This window comes from Streptomyces sp. TP-A0356 (assembly GCF_001417775.1).
Taxonomy (GTDB): domain Bacteria; phylum Actinomycetota; class Actinomycetes; order Streptomycetales; family Streptomycetaceae; genus Streptomyces.
Window position 1 is genome coordinate 1 of the sequence record NZ_BBZJ01000039.1, and the last position, 23,586, is coordinate 23,586.

19 protein-coding genes and 1 pseudogene are annotated in these 23,586 nt (G+C 68.4%); 11 read left to right on the plus strand and 9 right to left on the minus strand.

Annotated features, from left to right (window positions below):
• A pseudogene (locus ASC56_RS34890) lies at nt 1–513 on the minus strand (transcriptional regulator); the annotation flags it as partial.
• A gap of 254 nt (nt 514–767) precedes the next feature.
• Here ASC56_RS34890 and ASC56_RS42525 point away from each other — a divergent pair.
• From ASC56_RS42525 to ASC56_RS34910, 5 genes are all read left to right on the plus strand, one after another.
• Nucleotides 768–1,256, plus strand: coding sequence for an ATP-binding protein (locus tag ASC56_RS42525; protein WP_055495625.1), 489 nt, complete (start codon nt 768–770; stop codon nt 1,254–1,256).
• Between the two features lie 44 nt (nt 1,257–1,300).
• A complete protein-coding gene (locus ASC56_RS42530) occupies nt 1,301–1,594 on the plus strand; it encodes a hypothetical protein (protein WP_234377214.1) in 294 nt (97 codons plus the stop codon).
• A 129-nt stretch (nt 1,595–1,723) separates the two neighbouring features.
• A complete protein-coding gene (locus ASC56_RS41395; RefSeq protein WP_181924954.1) occupies nt 1,724–1,891 on the plus strand; it encodes a hypothetical protein in 168 nt (55 codons plus the stop codon).
• An 86-nt stretch (nt 1,892–1,977) separates the two neighbouring features.
• Nucleotides 1,978–3,174 (plus strand): JmjC domain-containing protein, encoded by a 1,197-nt coding sequence (locus ASC56_RS34905; RefSeq protein WP_055495626.1) that lies wholly within the window; start codon nt 1,978–1,980, stop codon nt 3,172–3,174.
• Nucleotides 3,108–3,965, plus strand: a complete 858-nt coding sequence (locus ASC56_RS34910; protein WP_055495627.1) for an aldo/keto reductase — start codon at nt 3,108–3,110, stop codon at nt 3,963–3,965. Before ASC56_RS34905 ends, ASC56_RS34910 begins: the two co-directional genes overlap by 67 nt.
• On the opposite strand, the gene ASC56_RS34915 is transcribed toward ASC56_RS34910, so the two are convergent.
• Complete coding sequence (locus ASC56_RS34915) at nt 3,953–4,810, minus strand: hypothetical protein (RefSeq protein ID WP_055495628.1); 858 nt, start codon at nt 4,808–4,810, stop codon at nt 3,953–3,955. The genes ASC56_RS34910 and ASC56_RS34915 overlap by 13 nt on opposite strands.
• 478 nt (nt 4,811–5,288) lie before the next feature.
• On the opposite strand from ASC56_RS34915, the gene ASC56_RS34920 reads away from it, so the two are divergent.
• Both ASC56_RS34920 and ASC56_RS34925 read left to right on the plus strand, forming a co-directional pair.
• Nucleotides 5,289–7,058 (plus strand): hypothetical protein, encoded by a 1,770-nt coding sequence (locus tag ASC56_RS34920; protein WP_055495629.1) that lies wholly within the window; start codon nt 5,289–5,291, stop codon nt 7,056–7,058.
• 1,047 nt (nt 7,059–8,105) lie between these two features.
• Nucleotides 8,106–8,450 carry a hypothetical protein gene (locus ASC56_RS34925; protein ID WP_055495630.1) on the plus strand — a complete coding sequence of 115 codons (345 nt, stop codon included), beginning with the start codon at nt 8,106–8,108 and terminating at the stop codon, nt 8,448–8,450.
• Between the two features lie 178 nt (nt 8,451–8,628).
• On the opposite strand, the gene ASC56_RS34930 is transcribed toward ASC56_RS34925, so the two are convergent.
• Complete coding sequence (locus tag ASC56_RS34930) at nt 8,629–8,991, minus strand: hypothetical protein (RefSeq protein ID WP_159039791.1); 363 nt, start codon at nt 8,989–8,991, stop codon at nt 8,629–8,631.
• On the opposite strand from ASC56_RS34930, the gene ASC56_RS34935 reads away from it, so the two are divergent.
• Together ASC56_RS34935 and ASC56_RS34940 are read left to right on the plus strand one after the other, a co-directional pair.
• Nucleotides 8,969–10,276, plus strand: a complete 1,308-nt coding sequence (locus ASC56_RS34935) for a hypothetical protein (RefSeq protein ID WP_159039792.1) — start codon at nt 8,969–8,971, stop codon at nt 10,274–10,276. The genes ASC56_RS34930 and ASC56_RS34935 overlap by 23 nt on opposite strands.
• Before the next feature lie 155 nt (nt 10,277–10,431).
• The gene (locus ASC56_RS34940; RefSeq protein WP_055495633.1) at nt 10,432–11,169 is read left to right on the plus strand and encodes a hypothetical protein; all 738 of its coding nucleotides are present in this window, start codon (nt 10,432–10,434) and stop codon (nt 11,167–11,169) included.
• 361 nt (nt 11,170–11,530) lie between these two features.
• Here the strand turns inward: ASC56_RS34940 and ASC56_RS34945 are convergent, their stop codons facing one another.
• The 6 genes from ASC56_RS34945 to ASC56_RS34970 form a co-directional block, all read right to left on the minus strand.
• Complete coding sequence (locus ASC56_RS34945) at nt 11,531–11,866, minus strand: hypothetical protein (protein WP_055495634.1); 336 nt, start codon at nt 11,864–11,866, stop codon at nt 11,531–11,533.
• A gap of 281 nt (nt 11,867–12,147) precedes the next feature.
• Nucleotides 12,148–15,591, minus strand: a complete 3,444-nt coding sequence (locus ASC56_RS34950) for an AAA family ATPase (RefSeq protein ID WP_055495635.1) — start codon at nt 15,589–15,591, stop codon at nt 12,148–12,150.
• A gap of 356 nt (nt 15,592–15,947) precedes the next feature.
• Complete coding sequence (locus tag ASC56_RS34955; RefSeq protein ID WP_079102919.1) at nt 15,948–17,633, minus strand: DUF6119 family protein; 1,686 nt, start codon at nt 17,631–17,633, stop codon at nt 15,948–15,950.
• A gap of 255 nt (nt 17,634–17,888) precedes the next feature.
• Nucleotides 17,889–18,458 (minus strand): RNase H family protein, encoded by a 570-nt coding sequence (locus ASC56_RS34960; RefSeq protein WP_055495636.1) that lies wholly within the window; start codon nt 18,456–18,458, stop codon nt 17,889–17,891.
• A 222-nt stretch (nt 18,459–18,680) separates the two neighbouring features.
• On the minus strand, nt 18,681–19,103 hold the full coding sequence (locus tag ASC56_RS34965; protein ID WP_055495637.1) for a hypothetical protein: 423 nt from the start codon (nt 19,101–19,103) through the stop codon (nt 18,681–18,683).
• A gap of 128 nt (nt 19,104–19,231) precedes the next feature.
• A complete protein-coding gene (locus ASC56_RS34970) occupies nt 19,232–19,804 on the minus strand; it encodes a hypothetical protein (protein ID WP_055495638.1) in 573 nt (190 codons plus the stop codon).
• A 193-nt stretch (nt 19,805–19,997) separates the two neighbouring features.
• On the opposite strand from ASC56_RS34970, the gene ASC56_RS34975 reads away from it, so the two are divergent.
• Complete coding sequence (locus tag ASC56_RS34975) at nt 19,998–22,166, plus strand: N-6 DNA methylase (protein ID WP_199836156.1); 2,169 nt, start codon at nt 19,998–20,000, stop codon at nt 22,164–22,166.
• A gap of 247 nt (nt 22,167–22,413) precedes the next feature.
• Nucleotides 22,414–23,526, plus strand: a complete 1,113-nt coding sequence (locus ASC56_RS34980) for a serine/threonine-protein kinase (RefSeq protein ID WP_079102920.1) — start codon at nt 22,414–22,416, stop codon at nt 23,524–23,526.
• Nucleotides 23,527–23,586: the final 60 nt, after the last annotated feature.

Genomic DNA, 23,586 nt, shown 5'->3' on the forward strand with positions numbered 1-23,586 from the left:
TTGGTCGTCGAGGGTACGGAGCGTGTTGATGCGCTGCTCGATCGTCGAGACCATTGTGTCCGTGACCTGATCCCCGTTGAGGGCTGAGGCGAAGGCGGAGGGCGCGGCCACCCAGCTCGCCGCGAGGCCTGTCAGGGCGGCGCCGGTGATGGTGAGAAAGCCCCGGCGATCCATGCGGCCACTCCCCACGAGTTCGGACAACGCCTCAACGGTACCGGCCTCGGTCCACGGGGCGGTGAGCCCCGTCACCTCCCAGACCGGAAGCCACCGGGGCCATCCTTCCTCACGCACCTGTTCGTACGGGACGCGCAGTAAGTCGGCGAGCACGCGCTGGGCGTCCGTGTCCGGCTCCTGGCCCTGCTCCCACTTCCAAACAGTCGTCCGGTTGGTCGCGAGCGGAATTCCGAGCAACCGCCCGTGCGCCTGCATGAGTCGGGCGAACTCGGCCTTCCCCCAACCGTGCATCTGGCGGAGGAAGCTCAGCGGGTGGATTGCCAACTGCTCAGCAGACACGTCATCACTCCCGTCATCCCCTCACGGCGTAGCGCGGAGGCTACTTCGCGTGGCCGCGTACGGGGGAGGGCGTCCCCATGAGGAACCCCCTAGAAACGTTCCGCCCTGGGGGCTGGGGGCCGTTGACTGAGTATCAGCCGTCCACGGAGCACGCTCAGGGTGTTCGCTCTAAAACGGTCCTCAGATCGGCGGCTCCGCCCCTGTTTCCCCCGTCGGGGACGGAGTCGCTCTCCAGCTCTTCGGAGGCGTCCGCCATGCCCACGCTCGTCCATCGGTTCACCCTCGCGGGTGCGGCTAGGGAAGTGTCCCTAGCCCGGTGCAAGGTCGTCGACACGGTGCGCACGTGGGGCGTGCCGATGGACGACGAGACGGCTGACGCCATCCGTCTTGTCGCCTCCGAGCTGATCACCAACGCCGTGGTCCATGGGAAGGGACCCGTCACCGTCACGCTGTACCACCGGCCCGGTCGCCTGGTGATCGACGTCCTCGATGACAATCCCGCGGCTCCGAGAACGAGTTGTCTCCAGAACGATGACGAGAGTGGGCGCGGCCTGAGGCTGGTCGGACTTCTCGCTTCGCGGTGTGCCTGGGAACCCTCCGGCCGCGGAAAGCGCGTATGGGCGGAGATCGCGCTTCCCATGACGGCGCCCGCTATCCGAGCCGCCGTTCTGCGCAGGTTATTCGGGTTCCGGCCGAAGCGCGGCGTTGCCGAGCCCGAGTTGCTCACTGTGGCGGTTGCGTGATGGGACGGCACGCCTTACGAGCGAATCCGCTTCCTGATGCCGATGTGGTCTTCCGGCCCACCCGCCGCGACATCGACCCCAACACAAGGGAGCCCACTGCGTATGCGCTGTGGGATCGCCACGAATGGCTGGCGCGCGGCGAGTGCTGGCTGTGGTGCGGACGCGACGACGTCGAGGTGACGTGGATCGGGCCCGTCCGCTCGAGCGGAATGCACGCGGCCCTCTACGCCTGCCGCGCGTGTCTGTACGAACTGGACCAGCGCGTTCTGGAGACCAACATGCGCCGGGACGTGGGCGTCCTGTCGATGGAGCGCGGACCTGCCCGGTCTTCGGTGTAGGACCGTGTGGCTCGTCGCGCCCCCCAATGACCGCCGCTCCACGGCACCCCACTTCTCCCACTGCCGTGGGGCAGTCACTGACCTCCCGCCGGAGCCCTGGCGGGAGAACCGAAGAGGAAGGAGCACGAGGTGGCAGAGCACACGGCACCGCCTCCGGCCCAAAGTGGCCTCTTGGTGGCGGTGGAAGAGCTGACCGCCGTCCACGACCGGTACGACAGCCTCCGGTCGGACAACGCCGGGAGTTCCGGCGACGCGCCGTGGCCGGGTGGCGACGGCAACCTGCACGACAGCGAGTAGGCGCCAAGCGGTGGGGGCCGGCGCGGTCGGCCGTGCCGACCCCACCGTGTCCGGATCACGTGGTCGCACCCATGGAGGACGCAGCGATGGAACATCGGTTGATCAGCGCCATCGAGACAGCGCTCGGATGGAGTGGAGGGGAGGAGCTGGGCAAGGGATTCGTACGCGGGAGCATGGAGGACCCCGCACTCGTCTCCCGCATCATGACTGCGAACCGCCTGCTCGACATCGCGATGCGCCGGAGCCTGAACCGCCCGCAGTTCCGATGCTTCCAGAAGGGCGAGGAGGTCCACCCGGCCATCTACTACACCGACAGCGTCAGCCCCCGAGGTCAGAGCATCCCCATGGTCAACATGCGCAGCCTGGGCAAGCTCCTGCAGGAAGGCGCAACGGTGATCATGGACCAGGCCAACGTCTTCGATCCGACGATGGAGGTCGCCTGCCGGGCCCTGCAGTGGTGGTCCCGCGAGCGAGTCCAGGTCAACGCGTACCTGACGACCAACGATGCCGCCGGCTTCCCCCTGCACTGGGATGACCACGACGTCGTGATCGTCCAACTCGCCGGTGAGAAGGAGTGGGAGGTCCGCGCTGCCTCCCGAAAGGTCCCGATGTACCGGGACTCCGACCCCAACAACACCCCGAGCGACAAGATCATCTGGTCGGGCGTCATGCGGGCCGGTGACGTCATGCACATCCCTCGAGGCCACTGGCATCAGGCGACACGGACTGGCAGCGGTTCCGGCAAGAGCCTTCATGTCACCTTCGGCATCACCAAGCGCACGGGAGCGAGCTGGCTCGCCTGGCTTGCCGACTGGTGCCGCGAGCGCGAGATCTTCCGCCACGATCTCGACCGCTGGCACGACACCGGCGGCGAAGCCCTGACCACGGCTGCCGCCCAGCTGGTCGGCGAACGCTCCCCGGCCGACTTCCTGGCCGCCTACGAGCAGGAGACGACGCTGCCTCGGCATGTGCCGTTCCTCGACATCCTCGGACCGCTCGACGCCGTGGCGTGCACCACCCACTTCCCTCCCCGGATCCAGGGGAACGGGGAGAGCGTCGACGTCGTGGCCTCGGGGAAAAAGCTCACCCTCGCGGCCAAGGCCCTTCCCGCACTGCGTCTGCTGCTGAGCGGCAGGCCCGTCCCGCTGGAGCGGGCCGCAGCCGTCGTCGGGACTGAAGTGACGGAGCTTGCCGAGATCCTGGTGAAGGAGGAACTGTGCGCGGTACTGACCCCCGAGTTGTCCTCGGGCTACACCGGTCTCGTCACGAACGCCGTCTCCTGATCGGGGCATTGGACCTTGGTGTCACCGCACTCGACACCAGCAGCAACTACTTCGATTTCCGCTCGCACCAGATGCTGGCGCGGACAGCCGGTGACCTGCTGCCGAAGTTCACGCTCTCCACCAAGGTCGGCTATTTCCCGGGGCCGGACGGGGCGGAGCACTCCCTGGATCCCATACGGCTGCACTCGGCAGTGGAACAGGCGGCCAAGGACCTCGGACGTGAGCCGGACCTGGTGTTCCTGCACAACCCGGAACATTCACTCCGCGAAGCCGCCCCTCACCACCACGACCTGCTCGCACAGGCGTGCACCGCCCTCGACGCCGCCGCAGCGAAGGGACTGTGCGCCGCCTGGGGCGTCGCATCCTGGGACCCGGCACCGCTGCTGCACCTGATCGACACGACCGCGCCGAGGCCAGCGGCCCTCATGGTCCGCGCCGGCTTGCTTGTCGGAGCCAGAACGCTAGATGCCGCAGATGCGCTTATCAACGCGTGGTGCCCGGGCGTCGGCACGGTGTGGGGGATGACTCCCTTCGGAGGCAGTACCAGCGCACCGGTGTGGGACAGGATCGACCCACGCGTCTTCCTCCGGAACAACAGCCGACTCTCCCGCGTGCAAGCGGCGTTCAGAACCGCCTATCACCTCCCGCAGGTCGACTCGGTCGCCGTGGGCACCGATGAACCCGCCCACCTGAGTGAACTCGTCGGCGCCCTGGCGGGCGAGGTCGAGATGCGGACCGTTCAGGAGTACCGGAATCTCCTTCGAGCCCGCTCGCGCGGTCAGCCCGACTGAAGCTCCTCGATGACCTGCTCGGCCATGCGCCGAGCAGGTTCCAGCCGAGGGTCCTCCGGGTGCGCATGAGGCCCGAGGATCTTCGAACAGACGAACAACGTCATCAACTTGCCGTCCCGACTCTCGAAATCGGAGCGGCGCTCGAGCCGAACGCGATCGGCCAGAGCCGGGACAGCAAGGGAACTCGCCCACAGAGAGGCGGAATCCATCCCCCGCGGCGCGTTGCCCCAGTCCTCCCAGTCGAAGAGGCTGAACGTCGGAGCGGTCACGTTGGCCCAGTTCAGATCCGCATGGGCCGGCACCCACCGCTCCACAGTTGTGTCGAAGCCGCCGGCAAAGACACTGCGGATGGACTCGGTGACGAGGGCCTGGGTGACGGTGACGGTGTCCGGTGTGGCAACCCGCGTCGTGCTCTGAGCCGCCAGCGCGTCCAACGAGGCGTTCAGCGCTCCCCACCACTCATTCGGCAGTTCCGGGGCCTCGCTCAACACGGCGGTACCGACAGGAGCGCCCGGCAGCAGCTCCGTCTCGTCAGCCCGCCACATCACTGGCGCATTCGTGTCCCGCCAGACCACACATCCCCACCATGCGGGCTGGGCGACCCCTTCCAGACGCGCGGCACATTCGGCGCCGTTCCACCCCTGGTCCGTGATCTTGTCGAGCAAGCGTCGCTCGATCCGGACCCAGGTATCGCGGTCCGTCTGGGCCCCCACAGACCGACGCTTGCGGATCACCGTGTCCGATAGCAAGCGCACCCGGAGAGACCGCTCGATGTGATCAAGAACCTCATCAACCGGCTGCACCCGTAGATCAACAGTCCGACCCGTGGAGACCGAGAGCGTCATACACGCGACCGTAGCAGTGCGGCGGGTGGGAGGTACTCCGTTGCGACGGGCACGTGGCTCATCAGCGCCAGCGGGGAGGGGCACGATCCGCCCTTGCGGCCCTGATGCTGGCCGTACGGCTACACCCGCTGCACGCCGAGGCGGGGGACTTGTTGCGCCTCTTCGCTGACCGCCAGCGGCTCCGGCGGTTGGATGCATCGACGAGGATGCCATCGGCCCCGGTGTAGTGGCCGGCATACGTCTTGAGCATGCCGTCGCTCTGGGTGGCATACAGGACGGCCTGGAGGCGCCCCGAATGCGCTGATGGCGCCCAGGGCGGACGCCTTGGGTGGTGTCGAAGCCGGCCACCCACCGGTCGTGCCGGTCGTCCCGTGGTGTTCGAGCCGTTCGGAGTGGACCGCGGGGCGACGAGCCGTAGACTTCGGCACGAAAGCGCCGACGACGTCTGGCCGTTGCGCGCCCGCGGGGAGGAGATCGCATGCAGGATTCTTCGGACTCGACGGAGATCGCCGAGCCTGAGGAGAACGGCCGGAGCAATACCGCCGACTCACCTGCTGCGGACGATCCGACACCCGACTCGGACATCGGCTCAACGGCGGCATCGACGGTCCTGGCGGAGGTGCTCCCAGGGGTTGCTGTCGTCTTCGGCGAGGTCCCGGCGGAACTCAAGCCCGATCTGCTCGACTTTGGGCTCGTGCCGGCCGCCGACCGCAAGCGCATCTCCAGCGTCCTGGCCTCGATCGGAAACACAGCGACCGTGGCCGGCAACTTCGGACACGCATTCGCCAGCGTGCAGGGGCTCTACAGGATCAGCGACGCGACACAGGCTCTCCTGAGGGCCGGCGCAGCGCTCGCCGTCAAGGATGGCGCGAACCTCGGAACGGTGATCTCCTCCAGCCGCTTCGTCGCTCAGGCCCGCTTCATTCCCGTGACTGCGGTGAGCGCGGCGCAGACCGCGGCTGCGATCGGGCCGGCGCTGGCCATGGTCGGCCTTCAGATGCAGTTGAGTGAGGTCACGGGCCTTGTCAGGACCAACATCGCGCTGACAGGCCAGGTACTCACAACCCTGCGCAACGAGCAGTGGGCCGAACTGACGGGGCTCGTCGCCACCGTCGATCGCGCAGTCGACCACGCGCGAGAGGTCGGATCGGTCCCCACCACCTTGTGGCACAAGGTCGCGGATAAAGAGGCGGACCTGGGCAAGCAGCTGGAGCTGTACCGACTCAACGTCCGCGACCACATCGGGCAGATCCATGAGCTCGACCTGCATAGCCGCCGCGAGTACCTCCAGACGAACGCCGCGGCGATCTTCTTCGACACCAACGCCCTGCTGTCTTCCCTCAAGGCATGGACCGGATACCAAGCGCTCCACGCCGCGCGGGCAAGAGCTGCGGGACCCGACGACGCAGGCGAGGCGCGGCTCGTCGACATCATCGCGCGCGACACTCGCGAAGAGCTCGACTCCGCACTCGCCGAGACGACGAGCCTCGTCGACTCGCTGACGCGGGAGCTACGCATCATCGCCGAACTCCCCGGACGCGACACACTGCCACTGCTGAGCAAGCGGAGGGACTCGGACGCAGCCCGCCACATCTCCGCCCGTCTTCTGGAGGCGATCGAGCCTCTCGCCGACGCTCTCCATCCGCCGGCCCCGGCACTCAAGGCTCCGGACGTCGTCTGCGCACCCAAATCGTTGGCCCTCGAGCCGTACCTGCGCATCCTGCGATGGAACCTTGAGGACGGCGAGACCCTACGTGTCCTCGGCTTCCCCGACCAGCTCGATGCCCCCGATCCCCTTTCTGCGATCCTCGGCGGAGCGAAGGATATGTGGGCGGCAGCGATGGACAAAACCCCGGCAAAGACACTGATCGCCGTCACGGATCGCCGCATCATCACGGCCCAGACGAACGCCTTCCTTGAGCAAGGCGAGATCCGTCAAGTCATCCCGATCGACCAGGTGCGATACGTCCGAGCAGCAACCACACAGGACAAAAACGCGCGCTCGGCGATCGACCTCATCACACGCGACGAGAACATCCGGTGGCACTTCCACACGGACATCGACACCACTCAAGTAGACGCGCTCGCCGCCGTGCTTGCCGAGTCGATGACGATCCCGGACAGTGAACGCGATGCGCTGCAACGGCGGCGCTACACCCCTATCGAGGCGGGCAAGAAGGACGAGAGCACGGGCGCGAGGTCTACGGAATCGACTGGATCCGAGGCCACGACCTGCGCTGCCGAGTAGGCCTCGAGCCACTTGACGAGGGGCCACCCCGACCGCACGTACCGAGCCCGGTCACGTACGGCGGTCGGCATGGGTGCCAGAGGCAGGCACGTTCAAGGGAGCGAGTGAGCAGCTTTCGCGCGTGATCGATGCTCACTCGCTCCTCATGGGCCTAGGTGCGCGGCCCACCGGCGCAGACATCGACGCCACCTCGCGGATCACGTGCACCCGGCTCTGGCAAGCCCCGAAACGCCCGCTCATCGGCACATGAGTGCGTGGTCCGCCGAACTCGGCAGACCGGCCATGGTACGGCCTCGGCCGTGCAGCCGTCCGGGTACCAGGGCGCGCGGCAGCGGCAGCACGTCTGCCGCACTGGCCGTACTTCTATGCCCGGGCTGGCGGGATAGACCTGAGCGGCCAGTCATAGCGAGACATCGATCCCCGCGCGCGTTCAATCGCAGGGGAAATGCGGGCGGCGTCCCTGCCGCCGCGGATTGCACGGCATGCCGTGCGAAGTCCACGCCATCCGCTCCCACTCTGGAAACCTCCGTCATGAGGGCGGCCTTCGGGACCTCGGGGTCGATCCGGGCCCCGGCCGCATCAACTGCGTTGAGCTCCCCGACCTTTGGCGGCTCAAGCGTAAGTCTGGCCTGAGACAGGTCGGTATTCCCAGAAATCGTGTGCACGCGGGGAGGGTTGGTGCTGATGGTGCCCGCATGGATGCGATCGAGGCCGTACGCGCCGTCGTAGATGCGCATCACCCCGACGCGCGAGCCAGCAGGCCAGCGGCCCAGTAGCGGCTGCTGATGCTTGCAGTAAGCAAGGAACTGCACGTCACGACGTTGATCACAACTTCCTTTCACGCGTTGTTGAACATAGAATCACGCCGCTACTTGTGGGGAGGAACTGTGAAGGTTGCCCAGCAGGGCTGGGAGACCTGACAGGAAGCTGCGTCCCGCGGCCACATGACGATGGCTACCGCGGGAGGTGGTCTGTGCCGCACGGTGTGTACCGCTCTGGCCCGCACGGCCGGAGAACAATCCGTCTAGGGCCGATTGAGGAGACGTCATGGCCACCGAGCCCGACAACACGATTGCAGAAACCCGCGCTTCTCTGAAAGATGGTGGGGATGCCGTTCTCACCCTCGCGGACGTTGCCGTCGCTGCCCTGCACACCCCCGAAGACGACAACTTCCATGTGCTCGCCGTGGTCGGCGGAAAGAACCTCCCCGCGCTCGCGCTGGTGCGGAACGCGCTCAACGGCCAAAGCCCGAGCAACACCAATGTCGCCGAGATGGCCCTGCATGAGCTCGGGTTCAGCATTCTGGTGCGACGTCGGTTCGACAACGTCACCGGTGAGCCAGTGCGACTGACCCGCGAGCAGATCAACAACTCCTCCACGAGCATGCGATGAAGCCGACCCGGTTTCGACACGGCCCGATGTGCGGCGAGTGACTTCCGAGCGCCTCGGCCTGTACCCCGACCTGGGTTTTTCTATCTAAGACACGTGGTGCACTCGCCACACGGATGCGACAACACGCTCCAACCCTTCTGTCCCTCCAGGCATTCACCTCACCTGTCCACCGAAGGATTCAACGTTGAGGCAGATCGACACGCGTCTCATCCAGACCGCGGTCATCGGCGGCCGCGACTCGGACCAGCCGGTGATCCTTCCGGAGCAGCCGCACAACCTCGACGAGTTCCTCCGTCAGTTCGGACGGGACGACTTCTGGTGCGGCACACTTCTCGGCGGCTGTGGAGAACCGCTGCGCCCCAAGCGGTATGTGACCAGGGTCTGCCACTTCGCCCACGAAGCCGACCCCGGCCGTGGGGAATGCCACCGGACCACCCACAGCGCGGACGGTGCCGACCACTTGTTCATCAAGGCCCATGTCACTCGCTGGCTGGCCGAGCAGGGTTACGCGACCCAGGGTGAGCTGCGCAGCTTCGGCCATTGCCAAGGTGATGCCGTGGACTTTTGGCTGCGTCGCACAAGAACGCATCTCCGGTTCGAGCTCCGCCCGGGAGGACTACCGCAGCTGGCGCAAGGCAGCGGACAGCCTGGGTGCGAAGGAAGGCCGTATCGAGTGGGTCTTCGGCCAGGACGACGCGCTCGCACGCGACATGGTGGCGCGCCGAGGGTACGCGCTTCTCGTGCGGTGCGAGACCGAGGGTAATGACCGTCGTGTGTTCATCGGCACCGTGACCGACGGAAAGAAAACGCCCTGGGCTTCCCTGGAGCAATGCCGGATGACCGAAAACGGCCTCGTCCCGCCTGCACTCGAGGAGCTGCGTGCCAAGGGAGTCATCCGTGACGACGGCATCGGCTGCGAGCCGCTTCCCAGCAGCGTGCCCCTTCCCAGCGGACAGGTCGTCTTCGCGGTGGACACAGAAGCAGCCCCCCTGTCCTCGTCGCCGTTGGACGTGCCCGGCAGGCGCCTGATTCCCGGCTTCGTCAAGCCGACGGGAAGCCGCATCGTCCGGGCCTGTCTGTCCCTGCCCGACACGGTGCCGGCTCCCACGGACCAGTACGTCTACCGTCTTGCAGGCTCCGTCCGGCTGCTGGTCACGGACGTCGTTGAGGCAGAAGGTTCCTCGTGGGCCGTCCGGGCCGACACCCTGGTACGGCTCAACGGCCTGGAGGCGGAGCGCACTGGGTTGTGGCGTCCCAGCGTCGCGCTTGACGAGAAGCACCTCCCGGCGCCTCGCGTCTCCAGCGCCTGTGAGCGGACCCCGCTCGCCGAACCCGCGCCCAGCGGCCCCAAACCGCCGGAAATCACACCGGCGAAGACAGCCGATGCGCTCAGGAAGGTCCTGGAGGAGGTCGCGGCGAAGGGCGCCACGATCACGTGGAGCGAGCTGGCCGAGCGGCTTGGCAGGTGGGTCTATGACCTGCCGAACCCCAAGCGTCAGGAGTTGCTGGTCGAGGTGGACAAGCCGCGGGTCCCCGACCGCCCGCTGCTGAGCGTCCTGGTCGTCACCCACTTGGGCAGGCACCTTCCGTACCTGGGCCAGGTACTGCACCGACTCGGGGCCGTCGAGCCGGCCTCGGAGTTCGCTCTGCAGCAGTGGGCGGCAGCCGAGATCAACAAGACGCACGAGGCATACGGGAGCCGGCAGGCACGCGTGCCGGCCGCTCCGTCGCCTGCTGCGGACCACTGGCTGCCAAGGAGAATGCGCCCCTTGAGAGCGACCTGCGTTGGGCACGCCAGAAACAGGCGGAGATACGGGAAAAGCTGAAGGAGGGGGCGAAGACTCGAGGCCGGTCAAAGGGGTTGCGTGCGCAGCGCTTGTCACAGGCAATCCAACGAGGGGAGGCGCATCTCCAGCGCTACGAAGAGGTCTGCCGTCGCAGGCGGGCTCTTCGTGACTGGCTCGTGGCCGTTGATCGCGTCTTGGACGACCTCGACCGTCTGATCGGTCGTCCGATCACCGTGACCTCTGTCAAGGCAGGGCCTCGCACCGTCGTTGTCGTGCCGGGACCAGACAAGAAGAAGGATCCGAATCTCAGGAAGATCCGTCGCCTGCTCGGCGAGCTGGACCGGACTTATGAGGCTCGGCCCACCCAGGAACTGCTGCGGTTGCTTGACGAGATCGGCGAACATCGCAACCAACTCGCGCAACCGCTGCCTGCGGTGGAAGCCAAGCTTGTCGATCGGTGGCGGCGCAGACTGGAGGACCGGAAGGCCGCCGAGCGCTCCACCCAGGTGGCGGCCGCCTCGCGAAACACTGCGCTGAAAGCAGGCCGTACCGCCGAGCCACCGCAGGACGACCGCCTTTCGGCCGAGAGCATCGCTAAGCTGGCCGTCATCGTCCGCAGCATCCTGAAGGACCTGGCCCGCAACGGTGGTACACCGCTGAACTGGGGCGACCTCCGTGTCAGGGCAGGCGGGCAGCTCCCGTCCCTCCACCCGGACGACCAAGTCGCCTTGCTTGTCGCGGCGGACCGCGGCACACTGGCTGACGAACCGCTCCTGTCCACGCTGGTCGACAGTTCCGTCGCCGCCCCGCACCGGCTCTATCGCCAGGTGCGCCTCGGTCTCGGCCGGAAACCACTCCCTGATACGGAAATCGAGACCCATCGGGCCATGGAGGCTCTGCGGTTGCGGCAGATCTGGCGTTACCGGCAGTGAGCTGGCCGCTGGACCGCCGTTCGCCAGGGGGCGAGGGCGCGCCACTCGCGCCTTATCGGGTGTCGTCAGCACCGCCCGGACCCTCTTGCCGTAGGCCGGCTCCGGCATCGCGCTCCAGAGGCTGGCCGGAAAGGCCGCCCGGATGGGGCCCGCATCGCACCGGATCCCACGGCCCGGCACCGCCCACTCAGGTGCAACGGTTGCCCGAGCCCGGGAAGGCGTCGGGGCCTTTCGCAGGCCCCGGCAGTCCCGACCGTCAAAGCAGTCCACTGCGCTGCAGATCGCAAGCAGAGGGCCGGCATGCTGTGGGAACTGCGTCTCGCCGTCAGCGGAGCCTGGCGGCTTGAGTTCCCACTGACTGTCAGCTGGTTTGGTGGATCGAGGCGCCGACGAGGATGCCGTCGGCAACGGTGTAGTCGCCCGCGTATGTCTTGAGTGTGCCGTCGGTTTGGGTGGCGTACAGGACGGCGTGGACGCGGGAGGCTCCGAATGCGCTGATGGTGCCCAGGGTGATGTTCTGGGTGGTGGCGAACCCGGCCACCCACCGGTCGTAGGTCGTCCCGGCGATGTGCGAGCCGCCGAGCGCCCAGGCGGCCGCGTAGTCGTGATCGGTGATGTCCTGGTAGTACTGCGAGACCACCGCCGAGGCGTTGGTCAGATGCGGCCGAGGAGTGGCCGGAGGTACCGTCTTGGGCACGGTGGTCGGTGCCGCGGACGTCGGCGTGGGGCCGGCGGTTGGGGGCGTCGAGGTGGGGGGCACGGAGGCCGGCACGGTGCGCGTCACGGTAACGGCCGGAGCCGCCGGGGAAGCGGGTTTTGCGGAGCAGGCGGCGAGAGGCAGGACAGCGAGCAGAGCGACAGCCGAGACGATACGGCGCACGGGCCCCCCTTTTTGGCGGTGCGGAAGTTGCTGCGAACACCGTGGCATCTCGCGCACGGGGCGGTGGGTTGGTGTTGGGTGGAACGGCCGGCCGGGGGTCATGTCGGTTCGGTGCCCGGGGCGGTTTCGATGTCCTGGCCGCTCCAGCCTTCCTTGGTACGCCACAGGACGTGGACGTTGAAGATGTCGTGGAGGGTGTCGGCTGACCAGTCTTCGGCGGGGGGTTGGCACAGGACCAGGTGGAGGCGGTCGGCGGGGGTGGGAAGGGTATGGTTGATCTCCAGGAGGCGGACGGCTCCCGAACGCAGGTCGGCGTAGGTGCAGTGGCCGGCGCCGAGGACCTCGTAGAGGAAGTGGCCGTCCTTCGTGGCGCAACTGACGTCGATGATGGAGGTGTTGGTGGGCTGCAGGTCCGCTCGCAGGAGCGCGGCCATCAGTTCCAGGCGCACGGCCTCGTGGGTATTGCAGGTACGCTCGGCGGTCGCCGCCGTCTGAAGGGCCTGCAGGAGGCTGGGGGGTGCGGCTGCCATCGGCGCGGGGGTGTCGGTTGCAATGGCGGGCATGGCGTCGGGGTCCTTCGGCTCGCTCGTGTGCGGGGCGGCGGGGGTGGTGTCGCTTGCCGCCTCCGGGTCGGCTGCGGCCAGGCGCTGCTGGAGCGTGTGGCGCGCGGTGAGCAGGGCGTCGGCCCAGCCGGAACGTTCCAGATCGTCCTTGAGCCGACCCGCATCGAGGTGATCGTCCTTGAGTGCGCGGTGGGCGTGTGCCGCAAGGTTGCGCAGGAGGGTCAGACGGTGCCTGTCCGGCGATCCGAGCACACGCCGCACGTCGACCCAGTCAGCCTGATCCCGGCGCAGGACGCGGTTGGCCATGCCCTTGAGCTCTGACAGACGATCGCGGGCGTCCTGTGCCACGGCGCCCTCGCCCCTGGTCAGCTCGTCCATAACGCCGAGCGCGGCCGTGTAGCGGGGTGCCATCCTGGGCGAGATCGGCTGCCTGCCGCGCTGGTCTGCGGTGAGTACACAGTGGGTTGACTCGTGGGCGAATACCCAGCAGTCCAGCTCGTCGCCGGGACGCGGGGCAGCCGCGCCGTGGCGAACGGTCAGGATCAGGGGGCAGGTGACGGCGGGGGAGAGGGCCGTGACCTTGTATCGGCCGCCGGGGCCCGGGCCGGTAACCCGGATGCGGATGTCTGTGCCGATGTCGGGCACATCGCCCCCCGCCGCGCTCGGTCCGGTGTCGGCGGTCGCCTGTTCGCTGGTGTCGTCGCTGGGCGTGAAGGCCTCGGGGAGCGGCGAGGTGTGCAGGACGGTCAGGCTCTGGGTGCTGCGGGTCAGGGCGACATAGAGCTGGCGCAGGCCGGCCGGGCCGCGGTCGGCGATGGTGGCCGGTTCGACGACGAGGACGTGGTCGTATTCCATGCCCTTGGCCTGGGCGGCGGCCAGGACGGACACCGCCTCACGCCCTTGAGCCGTGATCTGGTCGGCTCGGTCCAGGTGCCCGCTGATCTCGCCCAGCCAGCCGGAGTCGTCGGGCACGATGACCGCGACGGAGCGCAGGGTGCTCCCGTCGCTGGTGCCGACGAGGCGGGTTGCCTGAGCGACAGTGTCATCGAGGAGCCTCCACGGCTCGATCGCCACCGTCCGGACGGCCTGGTCACCCACCGCCCGCACGGCCTGCGGATACCGCAGCGTGGGAGCGATCCTGCGGGCCAGGGGAGCCACGAACTCCATGATCTCCGCGGGCACACGGTAACTCGTGTTCAGTTCGGCGACCCTCCAGTCGCCGTGGTCGGACAGGATGGCGCCCAGGCGCTCCCAATCGGTGTAGAGGTGGGGACCGGTCGCCTGGGCCAGGTCACCCAGGACCGTCATCGAGCCGTTGACCGCGCACCGGCGGCGCAGTGAACGGGCCTGCATGGGGGTCACATCCTGGGCCTCGTCGATGACGATGTGCCCATAGCGACGCGGTGCCTCGCCCGTGATGAGGTATTGGAGTTCTTCGAGGCAGACCCGGTCGTCCAGGGTCCAGGGCTCGGCGTCGGCCTTGTCAGCGCGGTCACGGTGAAGGGCGGCCTGTTCGGCGTCGTCGAGGATGCCGTCGGCGCACACACGCAAAAGGTCGGCCGAGTCATACAGCGCCCGCAAGGCCTCCCGGGCACCCGGGGAGGGCCAGACGCGGTCGATGAGGCGCTCCAGGCGCCGGTTGCGTTCCAGCTCCCGGCGGATCGTGCCGTCCTGACCGCGACGCGGGGCGAGGGCGGCGAGCTCGCCAAGAAGGCGGTCAACGAGCAGACTGCGGAAGTGCTCGCGACGCTGACGGTAGGCGCCCTCTCCGGCGCGCGCCTCTTCGAGGAGGGCGAGGACCTCCGATCGCGGGATGCGCAGGGTGGTACTGCCGGTGGTCACGACGACCGCGGGCTCGTCGCCCTCGAAGGAGGCAGCAGTGGTGAGCTCATCGAGCGCCTCAGGCCGGCAGTCGTGCTCCACGCGCCGCCGCAGAACATCCGCCATGCGCTCGTCGGATTTCACCAGCCGGGCCGCCGACGTGTCGGTGCCCAGGACTTCACCGTCCCACAGCCGGGTGAGCTGGACGGCGTTGACGTTGCGGGTGCCCAGGGTGGGAAGGACCTGACCGACGTAGTCGAGGAACCGCTGGTGGGGGCCGACGACGAGGATGTCCTGGGCCAGGAAATGCTCGTTGTTGACGAGCCAGGTGACGCGGTGCAGCCCGACCGCGGACTTGCCGGTGCCCGGGCCGCCCTGCACGACAAGGATATCGGAGGGGGAACCGGTGACCAGGTCCATCTGGTCGCGGCGGATGGTCTCGACGATGTCCCGCATGCGACCGCTGCGCGAGCGCTGGAGTTCGCGCAGGAGGAACTCATCCGGCTGCAGGGCCTTGCGGCGCTGGATGCGGACGATGTCGGAGGGCGTGTGGGCGGGCGCGTGCTCCGGCCTCTTGCCCTTGCCGGCCTCCCGCCGTGCGGGGGCAGCGGGCGCGGTGTCCTCGCCGGTGGGTACGTCGTCCGGGGCCGACCGCGGTTTCGGAACCGCCGCGGTTGCAGGAAGGAGGGCAGCGGGAGCACGATCGGGGGCCGCCGATGTGATCTCGTCGGCATAGTCCTCAACGATGCGCCGCACACACCGCAGTTGCCTTCGCAGTAGCACCTCGCCCGGAGCCTCGGGCCGCGCCTGCAACCACTTCTTCGCCAGTGGGCTGGTCCACAGGACGACCACGGTGTCACGGGTGTGGACGTCGGAGACGGCACGCCGGCCGACGTACCACTTTCTGACGTCGCCATCGGGATCCTCCGGCGCGTCGATGCGGGCGAAGACGAGAGATTCGTTGCCGAGGCCGCCGTACGCCGCTGCCCGCTCCTCCGCCTCCTTGCGGTTGGCGATGCCGTCCTTGCCGGTGGCCGACGCCGTAGCGGTTGATGTTCCGCTCATCTCGGCCAGTCGCGCGGTGTAGCAGTCGTAGGCGTGATCGACTGCCTTCTGCTCGTCGGCGATGACCTGGTCGCGTGTCGTGGTGATGGCCATGTGCTTTCCCTCCCTTGCGGCGCACCCCAACAGCGCCGCGACGGGCCTACGCCCGCCCCCCAGCGGAACAACTATCAGAACTTGCCGGTTACAAGTAGTCAGGGGACTCTCCAGCGTCCGGATGATCTAGCCCACCTGCGTACGCCAGGCGCGCACCTGCTCGTAGGCGGGGCCGATCTCGTACTGGTGGTCATGGCACATCGCTGATCGTGGATTCCTTCGTGCTTCCTGCGCCCTCCGGGTGCGGAACCGCCCTTCAACCTGCCTGATGTGGCGGGCAGGAGGGCGGCATCGGACCGACATGGCAGAAGACCAGCGGTCATGGTCTGCCGCCACAGGGCAGATCGCAGTCGTGTTCAGCGGCGGATGGGCACGATCTCGACCTCGGCGTTCATCGCCCGCAGCCGACGGGCGGACTGCAGGAGCGAGACCTGGGCGAAAGCGAAGAGCGAGTTGACGGTGATGTCCTGGCCGTCCTTGAGCAGGATGCCGAAGACGACACGCAGAGTGCCGAAATCCTCCAGCATGCGATGTCCGGGAGTATGGCGGGCCACCTGGGCCAGAAAGCGGCTGCGGACCTCCTCGTCGCTGCGCAGTGTCTCGACGGCGGCCACCCCCTGTGCGAAGAGGTGGCTGAGCGGGGCGGTCTTGGAGGCAGCCTTCTTGATGCAGATGAGCTGGTTGTCGGGCCCGAGCAGGTCGCAGATCTCCAGTCCGCCGCCCTTGAACTTCTCAGTGACGATGTTCTTCTTGTCGAAAAGCATGTAGCCCGTCTGGGCTGCGGCCTGGCTGTTGTACCAGCCTTCGTCGTGCGAGTCCTGCCCGCGTGCGCCGAGCGCGCCCTTCGGCCACGGTGGAAGGGACACCGTCGAGCGCTTGTCCAGGAGCTGCTGAAGTTCTTCTTCCAGCGTCTGAAGGTAACCCGCCCCGATCTCGTACCACTTGCCCTGGCCGTAGAAATAGCGGTTGGCTCCGACGGGGATGTCCGCGATGAGCCATTCCCTGCCGTTGGTGGCCGCACTTGCCGGTGTCAGGCCGTCATCGTCGTTGTACATGAGGATCCGAACCTGGCCGAGGGCCCTGAGCCGGCCGCCTGCCTCGACGTCTTCGACGAAGCGCAGGAGAGCCTTGAGGCTGAGTTCCGTCACGTCCATGGAGCGCCCGGCCCTGGTCAGCCGGAACACCTGGGCGGAGCCGAATGCGTCCTGGCAGGCCTCCGGCACGCCGAGAGCCAGTCGGGGGCTGGCCGGGTTCGTGAGCAGCTCCTCCAGAGCCTTCTGCGCGTCCGCTGCCTTGCGACTTGAGGCTTCGAACCTGCGTACGCGGTCGACGAACCGCAGCTCCGGAAGAGGTTCCTTTCGAGCGCACACCTCCTCGACGGCACGCAGGTCGCTGAGGAACTCCTCCGGTCTGGTCGCCAGCGGCAACTTGATCGTCGACTCCGCGCACTCGACCTTGACCTGCTGTACCTTGCCGGCGCGCACGGAGGTGAGCGGAATCCCGCTGACGGTGCCGCACAGACGCTTGACGATGGAGCCAAAGCGGTCGAGCCCGAACCCGTCTATGCGTTCGCCTCGCGCGACGGAGTATTCGTCGACGCGTCCCCGGCCGTCCATGATCTGGTTTCGGATCTTGATGACGCCGTCCTCGTCCAGACTGCGGGTGGCGAACTCCAGTCCGAACTCGTCGTCCCGGTAGTACGGGTCCAGCATGTGGAAGCCCACGCCGTAGCTGAGGGCATACAGACCGCGATGAGTGCGCACGATGACCAGACCGGCCGCGGAGTGACTACGCTCGTTGACCTCGAGACCGGTGATCTCCTGCACCGCGGTGCACCAGTCGGCTCTGTCCCGGGGAATACCGCCCGTGATGAGCAGCCCTTCGATTCCATCCCGGGAGAATGGCCTGGCCTGGTAGCCGGGGCGCTCGAGGTAGTGGTGGCGGACCAGGTCGCGCAGTTCGACCGTCCGCCCGTCGGGAACCTTCAGCCGGTGAAGCGTGGATTTTCGCGTGGCGGGCTTGCGCTGCTGATGACTCGTCATGAGCTGGTCCCTTCGGAGCTACGGGCGTGCCGGGCAGGCACTGCATGAATGGACGGGGCCGTGAGGGCTTGGGAGAGTCCCACGGCTGTCGGCGACACACCCCGGCTGATTTTCCGAGTGCGCGGGCAGTGCGGACCGGGTGCGCCCCCTACAACCGGGTAGGCCAGGAACCGGCTGCGACGTGCAAGAACCGGGTGACAGGCCTGCGCGTTCGGTCCCGGTACGTTCGTGGTCTGGGCTCCGGCAACCACGGGTTCAGGCGGCCTGGGAGCGCCGGTAGTCGGTGAGAGCGCCGGTGGCCCACAGCGGGACCAGGCGAGGGAGTTCGGTGCGCGGGACGGTGCCGCGCAGGCAGCGCAGGCCGAGTTTGGCGAGGGAGTCGGCGGCTTCGTTGAGGGGGTGACCTGCGTGGGCTTTCTCGTGGACGAAGGTGACGTGCGGGGTGTACTCGGCGAGCATCTGCAGTTTGACCAGGCTGGGCTTGCGGCCCTGGGAGCGCAGGTGAGTGTCGTAGCCCTCGGGCATGTCCGTCCCACCCTGCTGCCAGCCGTGCAGGTACCGCAGTGCCTGCAGGTTGTCCACGCGGACCTCGATAGGCCGGCCGGGGATTGTGCCCAGGACTGCCTTGAGTCCCCTGTACACGGCGCGCAGTTCGGTGACGACCACGCGGGAGTGAGGGCGCACGAGGTAGCGGGGGTAGAGATGGGCGCGCAGACCGGTGTGGCCGGTGGTGGCGAGGTAGCCGGAGGCCACGTGGTCGGGGCCGACCGAGGCGTCAGTGGCCAGCACGATCGCCCCGGCGACGGCCTTGACCTTGTCGTTCACGAATACCTGGCGGCGAGTGGACCTGGTGGGGCGGGGTGCGTGGGCGAGAGGAGAACGGCGGCCCATGGCAGTCCTTGTCTTCGCAACGGAGCAGCGGGAGGTGACGAGCGGCGCCCGCCGTCCGCCGTAGTGGTTGTCTGGTTCGGCGCAGGGCTGGGGGCAAAGCGGGGCGGACCTGGGCGCAGACGCTGAGGAACGGCTGCGCTCCTCGCCCGCGTCCGGTCATGGCCCGGGGTCGGTCTTGGCGGTGTCGTTGACGTTGTCGAGGCAGGCCTTCATGAAGGCGTCGCGATGGATGGTGCCGCCGTTGGGCTGCTGCGAGATCGTGGCGTACTGCTGGGAGCAGGTGGCCTCGCTGGCGGTGTAGGTCAGGTTGCCGTCGTCCGTGTAGACGCCTCCGGAGATCGTGCCAGCCGCGTAGGCGCCAAGGAGGGTGGAGCGGCCGAAGACGGGCTTGTCCACCGTCTTGGTGACGACCTTGGCCGGGCGGGATGCGGCCTGCTGCGCTCGGTGGTCAGCTGCGGCCGCCTGACGGCGGGCGGCCGCAAGCGCGGTGTGGGTGCTGACGTGGTCCACCGTGGCTGCCGTGACGGACAGGACGGTCAACCCGCAAGCGGTGATGGCGATGACCTTGGGCCGGTTCACTGGTGTCCTTCGTGCAAGGGATCGGGCGGAGGCGAAAGCCGCGCAGGCGGCCGCGGGGCGGTGGTCGGCGGGAAAGCGGACGCCTCTGGCCGCGTCCGGAGTCCGGCTGGCGCGCCGGCGGTGGTGCGTCAGCCGGCGTTGGTGTCGGTCCACTTGTCGCTGAAGATGTCCTTGCTGATCTCGCAGGAGGCGATGTTGTAGCCGCCCGCGGCAGTGGACTGCGAGATGACCTTGCCGTTGACCTTCAGCTGGCAGGTGACACGGCCTGCGCCCTGAAGCTGAGCGGTGATCGAGTAGTACTGCGGGTTCTTGAGCGGCTTGGTCACGCTCATGGGCACCGTGCCCTGGGCGGAGGACCCGGCCGGGCCGTACTGCACGTCGGCGCCGCTGGTGCCGGTGACGACGTAGGTGACCGTCTGCGGCGTCTGCTTCGTGGCCGCAGAGTGCTGGGCGGCGGTCTTGGTGCCGTCGTTTGCGTGGGAGGGCGCGGCGGCCGGCATGTCGGCGGTTCCGCCGGATTTACCGCCGCCGGCAGCGGAGATCACGCCGCCGAGGACCAGGACGCCGACGATGCCGAGGCAGCCGGCCCCAGCACAGGTCTTGGCCTTGCCCTTCTTCGGCGGTACCGGGGCCTGCGCCTGGAACGGCTGGTGCGGCCGGTGGGGCTGATGTGGCGGCTGGGCCCAGGTAGGCGTGGACATGCGTAGGTCCCCCATCTGCGTGTGAAGAAAGCATCGGAATGCGGAAGAAACGCTGGCACCACAGCCCAGGCTGCGCCGCTAGCGGAAGCGTTAACAGATAAGCATTGCCATGAAAGCACTGTCAATCAGGACTCTCGATGAGGTTGATGCTGTAGTGTGTGTGCGGTCAGTCCACCTCGAGGCCTGGAGTGCCATGCCGAAGCCCTCCGCGCAGGTGACCGCGGCCGAGATCTCGCGGCTCGCCGGAGTCACGCGTGCCACGGTCAGCAACTGGCGCCGCCGACACGCCGACTTCCCGGCCCCGGCCGGCGGCACCGACACCAGCCCGCTGTACGACCTCGAAGCCGTCCGTGCCTGGCTCGGCTCACGCGGCCACGGAACCGCCGCCTCTGCCACCGAGGAGTTGCGCGCCGCACTGCGCCTGCACGCCGGCAGCGGCGGCGTACCCACGCGGCTGCTTCCCGTCGTCCTCGCTGGCGCCCAACACGACCGGGAAGCATTGGCCGCACTGAGCGACCTCCCCGATGGAGAGCTGGCCGCCCGCTGTCACGACGCGGTGGCCGAACTCGCCGACACCGTTCCAGGTGCGGACACGGTCACCTACGCTCCGGCCGACGCCCCCGTGCTCCGCGCGCTGCTGCACTGCGTGCGCGACGAAAGCGGACAGGCGGCGCTCGACGTCTTGGCTGAGCGCGAACTGGAGGACAGCGCCGCCAGCGGCGCCTACCAAACCCCCGAGCAACTGGCCGACCTGATGGCCCGCTTGCTCACCCCACACCCCCACAGCCCCTACCCCGCCCGGGTGTTGGATCCCGCGTGCGGCAGCGGTGCCCTGCTCGTCGCAGCCGCACGGCACGGAGCCACCGGCCTGTTCGCCCAAGACTCTCTGCCGGTCCAGGCCCAACGCACCGCCGTACGGCTGCGCCTTGCCGCACCCGAAGCGCACGTCGCGGTACGGGCCGGCGACACCCTGCGCGCGGACGCCTTCCCGGACCTGGCCGCGGACGCGGTGCTGTGCAACCCGCCGTACGCTGACCGCGACTGGGGCCACGACGAACTCGCCTACGACCCCCGCTGGGCCTACGGCGTGCCGCCGCGCGCGGAGTCCGAACTGGCCTGGACCCAGCACGCCTTGGCCCATCTCATCCCGGGGGCCTTCGCGGTGATGTTGCTGCCACCCGCCACCGCCTCCCGCGCCTCCGGCCGCCGGGTCCGCGCTGAGCTGCTGCGCAGTGGCGCACTGCGCGCCGTGGTCTCCCTGCCGCCGGGTGCAGCGACGCCGCTGCACATCGGACTGCAACTATGGATCCTGCAGCGCCCCCAGCCCGGCAGCAGTGACCGGCGGACCGTGCTGTTCATCGACACCACCGCCGAGCAGCGTCCGCACGACCCACCCACTTTGCACGGCTCCGCGAACCCCGCCAACCGGTCACGCGGCGGAAGGGCGCCGCTCGACTGGACCGGACTGAGCACGGCCGTGCTGGATCACTGGCAGGCGTTCGCCGCGGACCCGGCGCACTTCACCGACCAGCCCGGCACGGCGTGCGCCGTGCCCGTCGTCGAACTCCTCGACGACCTCGTCGACATCACCCCCACCCGTCACGTCCGGGTCACCCCGCCCAGCGCCGACCCGGCTGCGGTGGCCAAGAACGCACGTCATCTCGAGGACCGCTTGAAGGAGAGTGCCCTCGCCCTGGCCGAAGCCAGCGCTCACACCGCATGGACGCCGGCCGAGGAGCAATCCCGTTCCTGGCGCACGGCGACGGTCTCCGACCTCGCACGAGGCGGCGCGCTGACCGTGCACCGAGCCGTGCCTGCAGGACGCGGCTCCCACGACACCCCCCTCCCACCGGAGCAGGCGGGCCTGAGCACCCTCACCGGACACGATCTGGCGACCGGCAGCCGCGCCTCCGCAGACACCGACGAGCAGCCGCTGGCCGGTTCCACCGTCATCGAGGCGGGAGACGTCCTGATCCCGGGCATCCGCGCCCCCCAAGGCGGCACCGCTCGCGTCGCCGACGACGAGGACGCGGGATGCCTACTCGGCCTGCACATCCACCTGATCCGGCCCGACCCCGAACGCCTCGATCCCTGGTTCCTCGCGGGCTTCCTGGCGGCCGAGGACAACGTCAACAGCGCCTCCACCGGCTCCACATCGCTGCACATCGACCCGCGGCGCCTGCGCGTCCCCCTGCTGCCGCTTGACGAACAACGCAAATACGGCCTGGCGTTCCGTCACCTGCACACACTACGGGCCCTGGCACGCCAGGTCGCGGAGCTGACCGCGGACACCAACGGCTTGCTCACCCAGTCCCTCACCAGCGGCGTCCTGCTACCGCCCGAGGCGGCCCCTCCGGGCTGACAACGGCAGGCGGATCACGGCGGTCTTTCGTGCGGCACGGGGCTCAACGGCGGCAGCAGAGGGAGGGGGAGCGGTGCGCGAGCGGGTCATCGCGAGTGGGACATCTGCCCTGTCGGCGCTATGCCACCACCGACACCTGGTTGCCCGACCCTATCGACGTGAAGAAAGTGCGTGCAGAGTTGGCGGGAGGCGGGGAGAACGGCTCGAAACTGTTGGTACTCTCGCCATCGATTCACTATGCACGCAGATGGCGGGGCTGCAGAGCCGCAGACGCCGGGGGACGGGGCTGAAAGTGCTGGAACCGCTCAGGGAAGCCGACCCGCGCAATATCGGCGGTTTCCGCCTGACCGGCAGGCTCGGCCAGGGCGCGATGGGAGTCGTCTACCTCGGCTACCGCTCGACCCGTCCCGTCGCCGTGAAGGTCATCAAGGCTGCGCTCGCCGATGACCCGTACTTCCGTGCCCGCTTCGCCCAGGAGCTGGAGGCGATTCGCCGCGTCGGCGGCTTTCACACCGCAGCTCTCGTCGACGCGGACGCGAACGCGGGGCAGCCCTGGATCGCCACCGAGTACGTCCACGCCCCCTCGCTGCTCAGCCTCATCGAGGAGCACGGAGCCGTCAGCGAACTGGGCGCGTGGTGGCTCGCGGCGGGCCTGGCCGACGCCCTGATGCACATCCACTCCGTCCGACTGCTGCATCGTGACCTCAAGCCCAGCAACGTGCTGGTCGCAGGGGACGGAGTACGGGTCATCGACTTCGGCATCTCGCACGTCGGAGGCGCAACCGGACTGACCACCGCCGACGCGGCCCTCGGCACGCTCGCCTACATGGCCCCCGAACAGGCGAAGGACTCACGCAAGGCCAGTGAGGCCGCCGACGTCTACAGCCTTGGGGCGACCCTGGTCCAGGCGATGACCGGGCACCCACCCTTCCACGCCCAGGTGGCGGCCCAGCGGACTCTGGACGTCGCGCCCGATCTGAGCGGGATGCCGCGAGGGCGCCTGTACGACCTGGTCACCCACACCTTGGCCTACGAGGCCGAAGACCGGCCGACCGCCCACGACGTCCTTGAGGAGGCGATGGAGCGGCTGCTGGAAGAGGGCATGCCCACGGACAGCCAGGCCTACCCGCCGCTGCCGAAGGCGTTCCTCACCGACGTCCTGGAGCGGCAGACGGCCCCGCTGGACCCTCCGACCGCCACCCCGTCACTGCCCGCGCCGCCCGCACCCAGAAGGCCGGAACGCCGGCCTCTGACGCAGACGCCCGCGGCGGATCCTGCGATACCCCCGCAGCAGGACGATCCCTGGAGCGAACGCTGGCGGGGCCGGATCAACAAGCGACGTGGTGACTACGGGGGTTGAGCGACTGATGGCATCGGCAGTCAGACGACCCAGACCTCCCAAACCGCCGAAACCTCCCAC

Excerpts from the sequence above, each read along its gene's own strand:
- ASC56_RS42525 (WP_055495625.1), top strand. The coding sequence starts at position 768 with ATGCCCACGCTCGTCCATCGGTTCACCCTCGCGGGTGCGGCTAGGGAA.
- ASC56_RS34905 (WP_055495626.1), top strand. The coding sequence starts at position 1,978 with ATGGAACATCGGTTGATCAGCGCCATCGAGACAGCGCTCGGATGGAGT.
- ASC56_RS34915 (WP_055495628.1), bottom strand. The coding sequence starts at position 4,810 with ATGACGCTCTCGGTCTCCACGGGTCGGACTGTTGATCTACGGGTGCAG.
- ASC56_RS34920 (WP_055495629.1), top strand. The coding sequence starts at position 5,289 with ATGCAGGATTCTTCGGACTCGACGGAGATCGCCGAGCCTGAGGAGAAC.
- ASC56_RS34925 (WP_055495630.1), top strand. The coding sequence starts at position 8,106 with ATGGCCACCGAGCCCGACAACACGATTGCAGAAACCCGCGCTTCTCTG.
- ASC56_RS34930 (WP_159039791.1), bottom strand. The coding sequence starts at position 8,991 with ATGGCCGAAGCTGCGCAGCTCACCCTGGGTCGCGTAACCCTGCTCGGC.
- ASC56_RS34950 (WP_055495635.1), bottom strand. The coding sequence starts at position 15,591 with ATGGCCATCACCACGACACGCGACCAGGTCATCGCCGACGAGCAGAAG.
- ASC56_RS34955 (WP_079102919.1), bottom strand. The coding sequence starts at position 17,633 with ATGACGAGTCATCAGCAGCGCAAGCCCGCCACGCGAAAATCCACGCTT.
- ASC56_RS34970 (WP_055495638.1), bottom strand. The coding sequence starts at position 19,804 with ATGTCCACGCCTACCTGGGCCCAGCCGCCACATCAGCCCCACCGGCCG.
- ASC56_RS34975 (WP_199836156.1), top strand. The coding sequence starts at position 19,998 with ATGCCGAAGCCCTCCGCGCAGGTGACCGCGGCCGAGATCTCGCGGCTC.
- ASC56_RS34980 (WP_079102920.1), top strand. The coding sequence starts at position 22,414 with ATGGCGGGGCTGCAGAGCCGCAGACGCCGGGGGACGGGGCTGAAAGTG.